This is a genomic window from Mesoplasma photuris ATCC 49581 (assembly GCF_000702725.1).
GTDB classification, from domain to species: Bacteria; Bacillota_I; Bacilli_A; order Mycoplasmatales; family Mycoplasmataceae; genus Tullyiplasma; species Tullyiplasma photuris.
Genome location: NZ_JNJI01000002.1, coordinates 1 through 15,883 on the forward strand (window position 1 = coordinate 1; position 15,883 = coordinate 15,883).

Annotated in this window: 15 protein-coding genes; 2 read left to right on the top strand and 13 right to left on the bottom strand. The window is 28.7% G+C overall.

The features are described 5' to 3' along the window. Window positions 1–129 precede the first annotated feature (129 nt). The 7 genes from trmFO to T347_RS0100040 form a co-directional block, all read right to left on the bottom strand. Window positions 130–1,440: a methylenetetrahydrofolate--tRNA-(uracil(54)-C(5))-methyltransferase (FADH(2)-oxidizing) TrmFO gene (gene trmFO, locus T347_RS0100010; protein WP_031541975.1), complete on the bottom strand. Its 1,311-nt coding sequence runs from the start codon at window positions 1,438–1,440 to the stop codon at window positions 130–132. 336 nt (window positions 1,441–1,776) lie between these two features. Continuing rightward, window positions 1,777–2,916: a methionine adenosyltransferase gene (gene metK, locus T347_RS0100015; protein WP_031541978.1), complete on the bottom strand. Its 1,140-nt coding sequence runs from the start codon at window positions 2,914–2,916 to the stop codon at window positions 1,777–1,779. 130 nt (window positions 2,917–3,046) lie between these two features. After that, the gene (locus tag T347_RS0100020) at window positions 3,047–3,817 is read right to left on the bottom strand and encodes a TIGR00282 family metallophosphoesterase (protein ID WP_031541979.1); all 771 of its coding nucleotides are present in this window, start codon (window positions 3,815–3,817) and stop codon (window positions 3,047–3,049) included. Beyond that, window positions 3,817–4,140: a YlxM family DNA-binding protein gene (ylxM, locus tag T347_RS0100025; protein ID WP_031541982.1), complete on the bottom strand. Its 324-nt coding sequence runs from the start codon at window positions 4,138–4,140 to the stop codon at window positions 3,817–3,819. The genes T347_RS0100020 and ylxM overlap by 1 nt, the downstream gene beginning before the upstream one ends. A 7-nt stretch (window positions 4,141–4,147) precedes the next feature. Further along, window positions 4,148–5,200, bottom strand: a complete 1,053-nt coding sequence (gene ftsY / locus T347_RS0100030) for a signal recognition particle-docking protein FtsY (protein WP_425411869.1) — start codon at window positions 5,198–5,200, stop codon at window positions 4,148–4,150. 449 nt (window positions 5,201–5,649) lie between these two features. Continuing rightward, complete coding sequence (locus T347_RS0100035; protein WP_211246834.1) at window positions 5,650–7,146, bottom strand: MFS transporter; 1,497 nt, start codon at window positions 7,144–7,146, stop codon at window positions 5,650–5,652. 24 nt (window positions 7,147–7,170) lie between these two features. Then, entirely contained in the window at window positions 7,171–7,875 is a 705-nt protein-coding gene (locus T347_RS0100040; RefSeq protein ID WP_031541991.1) for a glycerophosphodiester phosphodiesterase, read from the bottom strand. Between the two features lie 222 nt (window positions 7,876–8,097). Here T347_RS0100040 and T347_RS0100045 point away from each other — a divergent pair, with 222 nt between their 5' ends. After that, complete coding sequence (locus tag T347_RS0100045) at window positions 8,098–8,472, top strand: MerR family transcriptional regulator (protein ID WP_051635993.1); 375 nt, start codon at window positions 8,098–8,100, stop codon at window positions 8,470–8,472. A 52-nt stretch (window positions 8,473–8,524) separates the two neighbouring features. On the opposite strand, the gene T347_RS0100050 is transcribed toward T347_RS0100045, so the two are convergent. Beyond that, a complete protein-coding gene (locus T347_RS0100050) occupies window positions 8,525–9,109 on the bottom strand; it encodes a hypothetical protein (RefSeq protein ID WP_031541995.1) in 585 nt (194 codons plus the stop codon). A 75-nt stretch (window positions 9,110–9,184) separates the two neighbouring features. Here T347_RS0100050 and T347_RS0100055 point away from each other — a divergent pair, with 75 nt between their 5' ends. Further along, window positions 9,185–9,553, top strand: a complete 369-nt coding sequence (locus T347_RS0100055; protein ID WP_031541997.1) for a hypothetical protein — start codon at window positions 9,185–9,187, stop codon at window positions 9,551–9,553. A 76-nt stretch (window positions 9,554–9,629) separates the two neighbouring features. On the opposite strand, the gene arcC is transcribed toward T347_RS0100055, so the two are convergent. The 5 genes from arcC to T347_RS0100080 all read right to left on the bottom strand — a co-directional run bounded on the left by arcC (window position 9,630) and on the right by T347_RS0100080 (window position 15,863). After that, window positions 9,630–10,562, bottom strand: coding sequence for a carbamate kinase (arcC, locus tag T347_RS0100060; protein ID WP_031541999.1), 933 nt, complete (start codon window positions 10,560–10,562; stop codon window positions 9,630–9,632). A 19-nt stretch (window positions 10,563–10,581) separates the two neighbouring features. Then, complete coding sequence (locus T347_RS0100065) at window positions 10,582–12,351, bottom strand: YfcC family protein (RefSeq protein WP_051635994.1); 1,770 nt, start codon at window positions 12,349–12,351, stop codon at window positions 10,582–10,584. Between the two features lie 40 nt (window positions 12,352–12,391). Beyond that, on the bottom strand, window positions 12,392–13,387 hold the full coding sequence (gene argF / locus T347_RS0100070) for an ornithine carbamoyltransferase (RefSeq protein ID WP_031542003.1): 996 nt from the start codon (window positions 13,385–13,387) through the stop codon (window positions 12,392–12,394). Window positions 13,388–13,413: 26 nt separating this feature from the next. Further along, entirely contained in the window at window positions 13,414–14,598 is a 1,185-nt protein-coding gene (locus T347_RS0100075; protein WP_031542006.1) for an arginine deiminase, read from the bottom strand. A 278-nt stretch (window positions 14,599–14,876) separates the two neighbouring features. Next, a complete protein-coding gene (locus tag T347_RS0100080) occupies window positions 14,877–15,863 on the bottom strand; it encodes an aldo/keto reductase (protein ID WP_031542008.1) in 987 nt (328 codons plus the stop codon). Window positions 15,864–15,883: the final 20 nt, after the last annotated feature.

Below are 15,883 nucleotides of genomic sequence, written 5' to 3' on the forward strand. Positions count from 1 at the left end.
AAATGCTCATAAATAGTATAGATTACCCCCCCCCCCCCCCCCCCCCGTCAAGTGAAAATGGTTTTTATTAAAAAAACTAATTCAAGTAATTATTCAATAAAAATAAAAAAACACCAATAAATGGTGTTTTTAGATTTTATAAAATTTTGTTATTTCTGTTAAATATTTCTTTAGATCAAGCATGGCTTGATGATAAATTTGAAGTTCGTCTTCAGTTTTTATACCTTTTTCAACAATTCCCATATTAGCTTTCATAGGATTGAAATTTTTTAATTTTTCATTGGTTACATAATTCGTTAGTGCTCCAATAACAGTTGTTGAGGGCGGTTTAGGCAATTTTACATTGTTTAACATACTTGTGATTCCAATTGATGCCATAATACCAAGTGAAGTTGATTCCACATAACCTTCAACTCCAGTTATTTGTCCAGCAAAGAAAACATTTTTCTTTCTCATTACTTGTAGCTTATGATTTAAGATTTTAGGAGAATTAATATAGTAGTTTTTATGCATTACTCCATGTCGAACAATTTTCATATTTTGCATTCCTGGGAGAGTTGCTAAAATACGTTCTTGTTCTGGTCATTTCATATTAGTTTGAAATCCAACGAAATTATATAAAGTATCAATGGCATTATCTTGACGTAATTGTACAACAGCAAATGGAGTTTCTCCATTTGGCATTTCTAAATTATTTGGTGATAAAGGGCCATTTGTTAATACCTTCTTGCCTTGTTTAGCCATTTGTTCTATTGGTTGGCATCCGCGGAAGAAAATTTCTTTTTCAAATTCTTTTGGTTTAATTGTGTCAGCATTAACTAATTGTGAATGAAACTCATTAAATTGAGTTTCATTCAAAGGAATACAAATATAATCTCCGTCACCAGTTTTATGACGACTTGATAAATATACTTGATCAAAATCAATACTTTCTTTTTCAATAATTGGAGCTGATGCATCCATGAAGTAAAGTTTTTGATTTCCAATCAATCTCTTGATTTCATTTTTTAAATTATCTGTGGTTAATGGTCCACTAGTTATTAAAGTTATTTCATTTTCATCATCAATTGTAGTTACATCTTCATCTATTAATTCAATATTAGGATTATTATTAATTTCATTTGTAATATAAGCGCTAAATTGCTCTCTATCAACAGCTAAAGCGTCATCTCCAGGGATTTGTGAGTTGTAAGCAGCTTTTAGAATTAATGAGTCAAATTGTTCCATTTCTGCTTTTAAAATACCAACAGCATTTTTTAGAGATTTAGATCTTAAAGTATTAGAACAAACTAGTTCTGCCAAGTTAGAAGATTTTTGAACAGGGTTAGGATTAATATGTTTAGATTCGTAAAGTTTAACTTTAAATCCTTGTTTCGTTAATTGGTAAGCAGCTTCACTTCCTGCTAATCCTGCTCCAATAATATTAATTGTTTTATTCATATTATCCTCATCTCTTATATAAATTTAATTATAACAATAACTATCTAAATAAAAAATGAACCATAGTTCATTTAAGAGTTTTTAATTATTAAAATTTTAAAAAATCCCTTAATACATTATAGGAATTAAGGGGGACGTGCCGAATCGGCAATGAAAGGAAAAAGAAAAGGAAATTCTTCATATGATCGAAATAAATCGAGCCCTTCATAAATTAATAATAGCACCACTTTTTTTATAAAAACAATACATTTTTATGTCTCATATGCTTTTGTGTAATTAAAAAATATAAAAATAAATAAAAAACCACTTCTAAAATAATAAAATGGTTTTTATTAGTTATAAGTATTTTTTTAGAACATTTACTTTATCTAAATTTTCTCAAGTAAATCCTTCTTTTCCAAAATGACCATATGTGGCAGTTTTTTCAAAAACAGGTTTTCTTAGATCTAAAGTTTTAATCATGTTAGCAACTGAAAAACTAAAGTTTTCTTCAAGTGCTTTTAAGATTACATCCTTAGCCACTTTTTCAGTTCCGAAAGTTTCAACAAAAATTGAAACAGGTTCAGTTATACCGATAGCATAACTTACTTGGATTTCTAATTTATCAGCCATTCCTGCTGCAACTAAATTTTTAGCAGCATATCTAGCCATATAGGCAGCTGTACGGTCCACTTTAGTAGAGTCTTTTCCAGAAAAAGCTCCTCCTCCATGTCTTGCATAACCACCATAAGTATCAACAATAATTTTTCGACCTGTTAAACCAGTGTCCCCTTGTGGTCCACCAATTACAAATCTTCCAGTTGGGTTGATTAATACTTTAAAGTCGGTATTTAAACCAAATTCTTTTGCTACTTTTTGCATAATGTTTGTTTTGATGTAGTTTTTAAATTCAACTTCATTAAAATCTTCATCATGTTGTATAGACATTAAGATTGTATCGATTAACGGATTTTGAGGATCTGTATAATCAATAGTTACTTGTGATTTCATATCAGGACGAGCTGATTTGAAATCACCACTTTTTCTCAATTTAGTAGCTGTATAAACTAATTCGTGAGATAAAGTGATTGCTAATGGTAAAAATGTTTTAGATTCATTTGTTGCATATCCAAACATAATTCCTTGATCACCTGCTCCAATTAATTCATCATTCAAATCAATTCCTAGAGCAATATCATGAGATTGTTCTTCAATTCTTAAATCAATCTTACATGTATCAGCATTAATACCGTAAGCATCATTTATATAACCAATCTTTCTTAAAACATCACGAGCAATGTTTTCATAATCAACAACTGCTGTTGTTGATATTTGTCCACCAATTAATAAATAATTAGTTGTAGCAAAAGTTTCACACGCAACTTTTGCGTTTGGGTCTTGTTTTAAGACCGCATCTAGTATGGCATCTGATACCTGATCACAAACTTTATCAGGATGTCCTTCTGACACACTTTCGCTTGTAAATAAATTTCTCATATTTCTTTTCTTTCCTTTTTACATTTGCGTATTTTTCAATACTTTTTTATTATAGCATTTTCAGTTTTTAAACAGGTATAGCGTTTGCACTTTTATACGTAATTAAATAAAAAAATAACCAAAGGTTATTTTAATTAAATTCTTGAATTCTTTTAATTAATGTTGCTTTGTTATTATCGTTAATTTCGATAATAACACCATTTAGAACACTTGGACCATTTGCTGGTTCAAATCGCGTTGGTAATCCTGTTTTTTCTTTTTTAATAACAGATTTTGGAGATGCTCCAATAACTGAATTAATTGGTCCTGTCATTCCTAAATCAGTAATAAACGCTGTTCCTTTAGGTAAAATACGTTCATCAGCGGTTGGAACATGAGTATGAGTTCCAACAAAACCAGTAATAATTCCATCATAGTTTCATGCAAAAGCAATTTTTTCAGCAGTTGCTTCAGCGTGAAAATCTACAAGTAAAATATCATAATCTAATTCTAAATCTAAAAAATCATCCATTACTTCATACGGATTATTACAGTTATCCATATAAGTTCTTCCCATGAAATTGATTACACAAATTTTTTTATCATTCTTTTCAAAAATATAAAAACCACTTCCTGGTGTATAACTATCCATATTTACTGGTTTTAATAAATCAGGAGTTTCATCGATAAAATTTACAGTTTCTCTATGTTTAAAAATATGATTTCCCGAAGTGATAACATCAACGTTTAGATTTTTATAAAAATCATAATGTTCTTTACTTAAACCTTTTCCGTGAGTTGTATTTTCACCATTAACAATGACAACATCAATTTCATTTGATTTTACAATTGAGTTTATTTTGCTTTCAAAGATCTCACGACCAGCTCTTGCATAAACATCACCTATCATTAATACTTTCATTAAAGTACCTCTTGTAACTTTTCTATAATTTTATTTACATCAGTGTTTTCTGATTTTGCATGATTTTCAATAATTTTTTTGATCATTATATTTTTTTGATTAATTTTCAATTTATCTTCAAAATTAATCAAAATATTAGATGTTTTATTTAATGAATCATGAACTGCAGCTCTCGAAACACCAAGTTCATCTGAAATTTCTTGTAATGATAAATCTTCTTCAAAATAAAGTTCGAAATATTCTCTTTGTTTTTCAGTTAAAAGATCTTTATAAATTTCAAATAACATTGATAATTCAATTGTTTTTTCAATTTGACTTGTCATAAAACCCCTATTCTGATTCTTCTTCCATAAATCCAGCAACAAGACCATATACGTATTGTTCAACATCAAATTCGACAAGATCATCAACTTGCTCACCAACACCCATTAATTTAACTGGGATATCCAATTGATCTTTAATTGCTAAAGCAATTCCACCTTTTGATGTTCCATCCATTTTAGTTAATACAATTCCAGTAACTTTAGTAACTTCTCCAAACGATTCTGCTTGTATTACCCCATTTTGACCTGTTGTAGCGTCAATTACTAATAAAAGCTCATGTGGAGCTGATTTATCAAATTTACGCACGATTTGATGCATTTTTTCTAATTCGGCCATTAAGTTAACTTTATTTTGTAAACGGCCTGCTGTATCAATTAATAATAAATCATAATTTTCATTTTTAGCTTTAGTAATAGCATCAAAAACAACTGAAGCAGGGTCTTGATTAGCTTTAGCACCTTTAATTAGATCAACTTTTTCATCTAATCTTGTACTGATTCATTCTTGAAGTTGTTCAACTGCTCCAGCTCTAAAAGTATCTCCTGCTGCAATTAAAACTTTTTTACCTTGTGAAGCATAGAAGTTAGCAATTTTTGAAAGTGATGTTGTTTTACCAGTTCCATTAACTCCAACAACCATAAAAATATTTAATCTACCTTCTTCAAAATTTAAATGGTAACCTTTTTTATCTCTATCTATATAAAGCTCATGAATTTCATCAACTAAAGCTTCCTTAATGTCTTCAAAATTAGAATTACGTTTTAATTTTTTTTGCATGGCAGTTGAAATTTTAATAACCATCTTCATACCCATGTCAGTTTTAATTAAAATTTCTTCTAACTCCTCAAAAAATTCATCATCTGCTTCTTTATATTTTTTTGATAACTTTTTAATATCTTTTGAAAAATCCAAAGCTGATTTCATCATTACTTTTTCAGCTTTTTGTTTTTTGATAGCTTCTTTTTGTTTTCTTTTTAAATCTTTTTGAGCTTTTTTAATTTCGCTTTTTTTTGGTTTTTCAAAAAAAACTTCCTCATTTGAGGATTCGTTTCTTTCTAATGATTTATGTGAATCATCTGACAAATCAGGAAATTCTTCATTCGTAGGAAGAATAGTTAACCTTGAAGGCACTACATCTTCTATTATTTCTTCTACAGCTTCATCATTTTCTTCAATATCAGATTTTTCTTCATCAATTGTTGAATCTTCTTCAATTGTTGTGTCTTTTTCATTAATTATAATTTCAGTTTTTTCAATTTCTGATCGCTTAGGTTTTTGTTCTCTAATTATGTCTTCAATTTTAGAACCAACTTCATCATCATTTTCTTCAACAATATCATCAACCACGATTTCTTCTATTTCTTTTTTGTTTGATCCAAATTTATCTTTTAGCTTATTTCAAAATCCCATAAAGTACCTCGTTACTATAATTAAATTATATCAAAAATGCATAAATAATTTTAACCAATGAAAAAGAAGACTTTAATCTTCTTTTAAAAAATATTAATTTAAATATTTTGAACAAATTTTTGTTTTTTTCTAAAAATAAATTTGTCTGATTTTCTATATAAAAGTATATATAAAATTATTCCTGAAATTACACCAAATAAAGCAAATCCAATAACAACACCTAAGATAATCTGATTACCTTGTTGACTTGCTACTTTCGTATCTGTTAAAACTCCATTTTCATCTTTTAAATACATTCAGTATTTTGATTCGATCGCAGCTTTAATTTGTTTAAAAAACGCATCTGGTGTAAAGGCAATAACTGAAACAACATTAATGGCAGCAGCATAATTTTGATTTTGAACATTTAACTCAGCCCCTAGTGGTGATCAACGGATTGTTACTAATGCTCAAGTTACCCCACCTAATAATACCAAGTTTAAACATGCCACAACTTGAATAATAGTTCCAGCTGTTTTGTTTTTTGTTGGATCAAAGTCATTATTAAAACCAGGTAATAAAACTCCTAGTAAAATAAACAATAGACCAATAAATAAACCAATACAAATTCACAAAATATATGAATGTGATTTATCTGCTGCTTTTCCAAATCATCCAGAAATTAGAAAACGCATCACATATGTTCTAAATATACCAATTATCATAACAACAACGGCCGGTATTAAGAATATATTTGACATGTAATTTACATATGACCCTAAACCCATTTGTAACATATATACTCCCAACACTAAAAATGATAGTAATCAAATATGAACATTACCAAGAACTTGAATGATATTTTTAACTGAAAAACTAACCTCAGATGGACGATCGTCTTCTGATTTGATGTAGAAAATAGCAAGAATACCCGAAACTGCAGTTAAAGCAACATATGTCACTACAAGAATAAAAAATCCTGTGTTAACACTCTGACCATTAATAGAAATATCTGGAATAGCACCTACATAACCAGCTCCAAGTTGCATCAATAACGTTCCAAACAATGCAAGAGTTAATCCAATCAATCCATTGAACATTCCTTGATAACCATTGTTTCTACCGACTTTTTTCTCCTTATGATCACCTTCTAATTTTTCAGTTCCATGATTTTTAACGGTTTTTCATAATGGTCCTCAAAATAATGCACATGTAGCAAAAGCAAATCCTGCAAATATAATATAAAGTTGAATAGCTGTATATTGAGATTCTCCAGAATATGCAGCTGATATGGGTAAACTAATATATCAAATCCCCAAAAGGGTTGATAAAAAAATACTTATAATAATCAAATTTTTACTTTTAAATTTATCTCCGATATAAGAACCTAAGAAATAGCAAGGTAAAGATACAAAACCATATATTGCTCCCGCTTGAGAATATTCAGATGCATCAAGTCCTAAGTTTTTATAGATATTCGGAATATAATTTTCCATGTAAAAAGGAATTGCCATGATAACTACATCAGCTAATGCCAATATAATTAGTGGGAGATTACTTTTTAAACTTTGGAAAAATATTTTAAAGTTAAATTCTTTTAAATTAAACTTTTTCACAATTTTTCCTTTCTTATCAAGAAATTAAATTTTTAAATCCTCGATATCACTGATAAATGCATTAAGTCATTTATCTTCATATAGTTCTCTCACTTTTAAAACATCAGAATTTTTTTTAAATGTTCAAATATTCATTGGTAAATTAATTTTTTTAAATAATTCGAGATTATTTTTTAATTTAACAGTTCCTAAATAAGGATGAACATAATCAAAATTCTTAATTAAGTCTCAATTTATTTCATTTGGTTTTTCAAATAAATATCCTCTTTTAAAATCATTACGATTTAAAGTTGTAATTCACTCTAATACATTCATACCGAAAGAAGAAACAATTATTTCTGCATTTGTTTGATTTCTTAAAATATATAATGCATTTTTTAATTGATCTAATTCTGTTTTCGAGTATCTATCTGGTTTGATTTCGACATTAATCATTTCATATTCATTACTAATTTTCATTGTAAAATCTTCAATAAAAAGTGGTGGTAAATAATCAGGATTTTTTTTAAAAAAAGCTAATTGTTTAATATCATCATAATTTATTTTTCTGATTGTCACATTTTCTTTTCCGATTCTTCGTAAATGATGATCATGAAATATAATGATTTTTTTATCTTTTGTAAGTCGAATATCAAATTCTACAGCTTTGCAAGTTTTTAAAGCTTTTTTAAAATCTACCATCCGGTTCTCTCCATCAGCACTTCTGAAACCTCTATGTGCTACTAGCATTTATATCCTCCTTTTATTTTCTACATTGAAAAATCAAATGTATATTATTATCTTACAGTAATAATTTCCAAAAAAAACTATGTTTTTTGGAAATTATAGAAATTATACTGGATTTTGATTTTGTTTTAAACTTCTAATAGTATTTTAAAATATAAATAAATTCAAATACTTAATGTTTTTAATAGCATTATAATTAAAATAAGATTTAAGTAAGGAATAAATATGGAAAATAAATTTTATATAAAAGATATTGCAGATAAGTTTAACGTAAAAGAATCACTTTTAAGATATTATGATTCTAAGGGCCTTATTAAAAAATTCAAAAGAGACGAAAATGGTTATAGATATATGATCGAAGAAGACTTAAGTTTAATACATACAATTCTTTGTCTTAAAAAAACAGATATGCCCTTAAAAGAAATAATTAACTATGTTAATTTAGTTGAGATTGGTGATTCAACACTTGAAGAAAGATTACAAATGATTTCAAAACAAGAAAAGATTGTCTTGAAAAAACAAGAAGAAATAAATGAGCAGTTTGATTTTATTAATTTTAAAATGAAATTATATAAAGATTTATTAAATGAAAAAAAATAATAATTAAAAATCGACTAAATAAATTAGCCGATTATTTTTTAAATTATAAATTTTAATTTCAATTATAGGGTGAAGGAGAAACACCAGTAATAGCAACTCCCATTAAAAATCTAAATCTAACACCGTTACCCTTATTATTATTTGATATATCTGTTGTGCTGGCTCATATTATTAATTGAGCAATAGCTCCTATCAAAGGAATTAACAGACCCATTCCCGGTATTCCACCAAGCGCATCATTTAAAACATCAATTATGTCACTTATATTTGCGCCACCTTCAACAAAATCTACACAAAATTCATTATTTGCATCTAATCTTCATATAAAAACTATTCATTCATATCATGTAGCGGGAGCATTGGCTTTAAATTTTCAATTTTTGCTATTGAAAACACTTACCTCAGTTTCATTTTTCATTCATAAATCTATAATTTCCGCTTTGCTCTGATTAATAAAAATTTTATTTTCTATCAATCTTAACATTTCTTTACTCAAATTCTTATTTTTAAAATAAACAACATCAAATTTAACTCCTCGTTCGGTGTCTAATAAGTAACCGCAGGCCTCTTTATTTGAAATTTTATCAAGACTGACTTTATTTTCAACAATTATATCGTTTAATTTAGTAAATAACATTTTGCTCTTTTCTATCTCTCACCAGGTTCTTCATCTTTATTATAGTATACAATTTATTTAATTAAGGGAGTAAATATGCAATTAAGTAAAACTAGTAAAAATATATTGAAAATTTCATTAGCTTCTAATATTTTTTTTATTTTTAGTATGTTTGGTGTTTATTCAATTTGAATTTTCGGATATTCATTAGGAGACTTTGAATTGCCTTTATCAATGCTGATAATTTTTTCTATAGCATTTGTTTTAGATATATTTTCTTTGATAGTAACAATAATAATCATGGTTAATAAATATGAAATAAATGAAAAATATATAAAATATTGAAAGTGATTTTTAATAATAACTTCGATTCCTGTTTTAAATTTTATTTTAAATATTCCATTCAATATTTATTTTTTAGTAATTTTATACAAAGGAAATAAAAATCAAACTGATACATTCTAATAATATTAAAAAATATCTCAATTTTATGAACTAAAGAGTTCAAATTTTGAGATATTTTTAATATACTAAATATTTATTATTTAGTCACTTTTGTTCCTGATTTTCCCTCAAGAACTTCAGATATTTTTTCCAATGATCCAATAAATGCTGTTTTACCATTTGTATGTTCAACAAAGCGCATTGCTGCTTGAACTTTAGGTAACATTGATCCTGGGGCAAAATGTTTTTGCTCAATATATTTTTGAGCTTCATTTAAAGTCATTGATTCAAGTGATTTTTGTTCTGGTTTATTATAATTTATAAATATTCTATCAACTGCAGTTAGAATAATTAAAGCATCAGCTTTAATTATTTCTGCTAACTTGCTTGCTGCAAAATCTTTATCAATTACACCAGCCACACCAACTAAATTTTTATTGTCTTCGATAACAGGTACTCCACCTCCACCACAACAAATAGTAATGTAGTTTTGATCAATTGCGTTAATAATAGATTTCTTTTCAATAATGTCTAAAGGTTCTGGAGAAGCAACAACTCTTCTTCATCCACGACCAGCATCTTCACGAACTTCTCAGTTATTTTCTTTTGCCATAGTTTTAGCAGTTTTTTCATCTAAGAAGGTACCAACTGGTTTAGTTGGATTTTTAAATGCTGGATCATTTTTATCAACCAAAGTTTGAGTAACTATTGATAGACATTCAATATCCATCTTCCTTTTTCTTAACTCATTATTAATAGCTTGTTGTAAATGATAACCAATATATCCTTGACTCATCGCTCCACATTCTGGAAAATCAATTAATGGAAATGTTGCGTCAAATTTATTTGCATCTCCAAATCCATTATTGATCATTCCAACTTGTGGACCATTACCATGAACAATGACAATTTGATTACCCATCGCAACTGAATCAACTAATTTTTTTGCCGTTTCTTTGACAATTTCTTTTTGTTCATTTGGATTATTACCTAAGGCATTTCCTCCAATTGCAATTACAATTTTTGACATTTATTCTCCTTTATATTAATTAAGCAATTTGTCCACCAATTGCTCCACCAATTGCTAACATTACAAATGATGCAGCGGCTAAAATACCTACGATTGGCATCATACTTTTTATGTATTTACCATATTCCATTTTTGAAATAGCTACAGCTCCCATAACAACTCCTGAAGTTGGTGTTATTAAGTTAATTAATCCACTTGCTAGTGAAAAGGCTGTAACTGATCCTGAAGCTGCTGCTTCTTGGAATACGATAGTTCCATCTGGATTAGTTGTAGTAACTGTTGCTGCCAATAATGGGAACACAGCTGCTGCAAATCCAGAACTTGAAGGAATTAAGAATGATAATGGTAAGAAAATTAAGAATAATACCAAGATTTTTCCAACTTCGTTTTGGATTCCTCCAACACTATCTCCTAATCCTTTAACAAATAATTCTTGCATATGTGTTTGTTGTAGAATAACTCCAACTCCGGCTGCAGTTGCAATAACTAAACATACTCCGAAGATATCGTTAACTCCAGACATAAATTCTTTTAAGAATCCATCTTCTCCTAAGTTAAGTACTAGTCCTAAAATTATTGCTGCAATTAAGAAAATTGCTGCAACTACATCTAGTCCACCATTTCCTCAACCAGGAATCATTGATGTTAATCAAGGAATATTTTGATTAATTCATTCTCCATGATCAGCCATAATTGTTGTTCCAAAAACTGAATCTCATCCAACTAAATACACGATCATGATTAAGAAAGTTACACCAAATACTACTAAAGAAGTTTTTCTTCTTCATGTCATTTGGATTTTTTCTGCTGATTCTGATAAAAAGAATTTTTTATCACCTTCTAATGTTGCAAAAGTTACAGATTTAGAAGGATTTTTTTTAACTCTATTTGCATATCACATAACATATCCAATTGAAATAGATGTGATAACTGCTCAAATAACAAATCTTCAAACTAATCCATCACCAGCACTAATTGCTTCATTTGCGTTAGCTGAGTTTAAACCATCAATTGCAATAGAAATTACAAATGGGTTAACTGTTGAAGCAATAACTCCTGATCCAGCACCAATCATAACAATTAATAATCCGGTGAATTTATCAAATCCAGCTGCCATCATTAATGGTATACAAATCATATAGAATCCTAATGATTCTTCTGCCATACCTTCTGCTGTTCCACAGATTGAGAAGAATATCATCAATGGTATGATTGATCAGATTTCTTTACCTTTTAATTTACCAATAATTCCTTGTGAAAACCCTTCAAGAGCTTTTGAAGAAATCATAATTTGGATAAAAGCACCAAGAACTGCAATAAAGATGATTACATCAGCTTTACCCATAAATCCTTTGATTGGTGAGTATAGTACATCAACAATACCAGCAGCACCAATATCAGCTGTTTCTTTAAGTGATATTGTTCATGTATTGTAATCGAATGTAGCACCAGCTGGTAATAAATCTTTAACTATTCGATTAACCTCCGCTATATATTCTGCAGAACCAATCGGATAATTGGGATCAATTCCAGATACTGCATCAAAGAATGGTTTTCCTCATGTGTAATCACTATTAAACATTCATTGATCCATTGCTAATTGATTTGAAACTTCTGTTGTTACTCCTGCTCAATTTAGTATTCATGATAAAAGAGCAAGTACAGCAATAATAATTAATAAAATGGTAAATGCAGAAAACATTTTAAATTTTTTAGATTTTTTTGGTTTCCTATTTTTAATTTTTAATCCCTTGTCACTTTCGTGAGGGGAAATAATTTGATTTTCCATCTTCCCTCCTTCTTAAATATTAATTTTATCAATTTAAAAATTATTTACCAATAGTCGCAACCATTATCGCTTTAATTGAATGCATTCTGTTTTCTGCTTCTTCGAATGCTCAAGAATGTTTAGATAAAAATACTTCATCAGTAACTTCCATAGCGTCAATTTTAAATTTATCGTAAATGTCTTTTCCAACTTCAGTTTCTAAATCATGGAATGCAGGTAAGCAGTGCATGAAAATATAATCTTCTTTAGCAACTGAAACTGCTGCAGCGTTTACTTGGAAAGGTTTTAAATCTTTAATACGTTTTTCTCAAACCTCTTTTGGTTCACCCATTGAAACTCATACATCAGTATAAACAACATCAGCGTTAGTACATGCTTCTTTCATGTTTTCTGAAAATGAAATTGTAGCACCAGTTACAGCTGCTTCTTTTTTAGCAATTTCAATTAATTCTTTACTTGGTCAGTATTCTTTTGGTGCTGCACCAACAAAATGCATTCCAGTTTTAGCACAAGCCATCATTAATGAATTACCCATATTGTTTTTAGCATCTCCTGCAAAAACAAATTTTAATCCTTTCAATTCACCTTTTGCTTCTCTAATTGTCATTAAATCGGCAATCATTTGTGTTGGGTGTCATAAATCAGTTAGTCCATTATAAACTGGAACTCCAGCATTTGCTGCAAGATCTTCAACATCTTTTTGAGCAAATCCTCTAAACTCAATTGCATCATACATTCTTCCTAAAACTTTTGCTGTATCAGCCACTGATTCTTTAACACCAAATTGTGATCCATCAGTTCCAATGTAAGTTACATGAGCACCTTGATCATAAGCAGCTACTTCAAAGGCACACCTTGTACGTGTTGAAGCTTTTTGGAATAGTAAAGCAATATTTTTACCTTCCATCATTTTTTGTTCTGTTCCTGCATATTTAGCGCGTTTTAGATCACGTGCTAAATCTACTAAATAATTTAACTCTCTATTTGTAAAATCAATAATTTTTAAAAAGTTTCTTCCTTTTAAATTTACTCCCATATTTTTGGTCTCTTTTCTATTTTATTTTAAATATCATCTCTATCTAATGGCATTGACATACATCTTGGACCACCGCGTCCTCTAGATAATTCTGCTGAAGGCATTGTTAAAACTTTAATACCTGCTTTTTTCATTAAATCGATTGTTACTCAGTTTCTTTCATATGCAATTACAACACCTGGAGCAATTACTAAATGGTTTGTACCATCATTTCATTGTTCTCTACCAGCAGCAATCGGATCATCTCCACCACATTTAATGATTTGAACTGGTTTTTTAACTAATTCAGATAATAATTCGATTAATGGTTTTTTAATTTCTTTTTTACCATCTGGTGTAATTTCATAAATTTTAAATTTATCAACGTTATCAAAAATTAATGGGTGAGCTATAAATTTATCGTAATCAACATTTGTAAATACAGTGTCTAAATGCATAAATGCTCTTGATTTAGGTAAGTCTAAAACAATAATTCGTTTATAACTTCCTTCTGCAAAAATCTTTTTAGCAGCAATATTAATAGCTTCCATTGATGTTCTTTGTGAAACCCCAATGATTAATACCTCTTTGTTCAAGACCATAACGTCTCCACCTTCAATAGGGTATTTCTCATCGCGTTTGTAAAAGTATGGAACTTGTCCTTTATAGTCTTTATGATTTGAAAACATGAAATCAGGGAATAATGTTTCTCTGTTCCTTGTTTCACTTCACATATGATTCATTGTGATTCCATTACCAACTGATGCAAATGGATCTCTTTGGAATAATACATTTGGTAGTGGGTCAGCTATAAATGGATAATCATCATTATCTTTGATGCCTACTTCACTTTTTTTTGTTCCGGCAATCATTTTATTAACCATATCTAGGTTATTCATTGCCATTAAGAATTTTTTAAATTCATTTTTGTATTTTGGATTGTTAATTCCTTCTTCAATAAACTTATCAACAAATCCTTCTCTTAAATTTGGGTTTTGATCTAAAGCTTCTGCTGTCATTTCTTCAATGTACAGAACTTTAACCCCATTATCTCTTAATATCTTTGTAAAAGCATCGTGTTCTTTTATCGCTTCTCTTTCAAAAGGGATATCATCAAACAACAATCTTTCTAATAGGTCAGGTACTAAATTTTCAATTTCATCCCCTGGTCTATGAACTAATACAGTATTTAACTTACCAATTTCAGAAAATACTTTAATTTTACTCATAATTTACCTCTTTTCAGTTTTCGAAAGTCATATTTTATACGGCTTCCTCAATTTAATTATTTACCTATGAATACAAATTTCAAGATATTTTCTAAAAAATATTAACTTTTTTGGAAAAAATTCCAAAAAAGTTAATATGTGTTGAAATTAAAAATGAGAGTTTTATAATTATAGAAATAAGCAACTGTTTTTTAGTATCAGGGTGAGATATTTAGTATTTTTTTTATATATACGCAATAAAAATGATTAAGTAAACTTTTGCATTTACTTAATCATTTTTACTATTTATCTATTTGCTTTTCATTAACTTCAGAATATCTTTGACCAATTATTTTTATTTTGTCCAATTCAATTTTTATTGCTTTTAGTTCTTCTTGTGTAAACTTAACTTCACTAGCACCTAAATTTTGTTTTAGTCTATCTAATGATTTAGTTCCTGGAATTGGTACAATAAAATCTCCTTGAGCCATAACTCAACTGATTGCAATCGCAGCAGGTGTTGTTGATTTTTTAATAGCTAAGTTGTTAACGAAATCAACAAGTTTCATATTTGCTTCTAAATATTCAGGATTATTGAATCTTGGAATTGTATTTCTAAAATCACCCTCACCAAAAATAGCTCCAGGTTTAACTGTTCCGGTTAAAAAACCTTTTCCTAACGGACTAAATGGTACAAAACCAATTTTCAATTCTTTTAAAGTATCTAGTATTTTAGTTTCTGGTTCTCTTCAAAACATTGAGTATTCACTTTGAACAGCAGTTACTGGACAAATCTTATGAGCACGACGAATTGTTGATGCAGAAGCTTCACTTAATCCTCAATGTTTAATTTTTCCTTGTTCAATTAACTCTTTCATAACTTGAGCAACTTCTTCAATTGGTACATTAGGATCAACACGATGTTGATAGTAAAGATCAATATATGATGTTTGTAATCTCTTCAAACTTCCTTCTAAGGCATTCAAAATATTTTCTCTTGAACTATCTAAACCAACTGATTGTCCGTTTTCATATTTAAAACCAAATTTAGTAGCAATAATTACTTTTGAACGCATATCTTTAAATGCTTTACCTAGTAATATTTCATTTTTATATGGTCCATAAATTTCAGCTGTATCAAAAAATGTTACACCTTGATCATATGCATCTCTTAAAAACTTAATTGATACTTCATCAGGTGGAAAGGGAGGAAATGACATACTTAATCCCATACAACCTAATCCAATTTCAGACACTTCAAGACTATTACCTAAAACTCTATTTTTCATAAATTATTTTCCTTTCGATT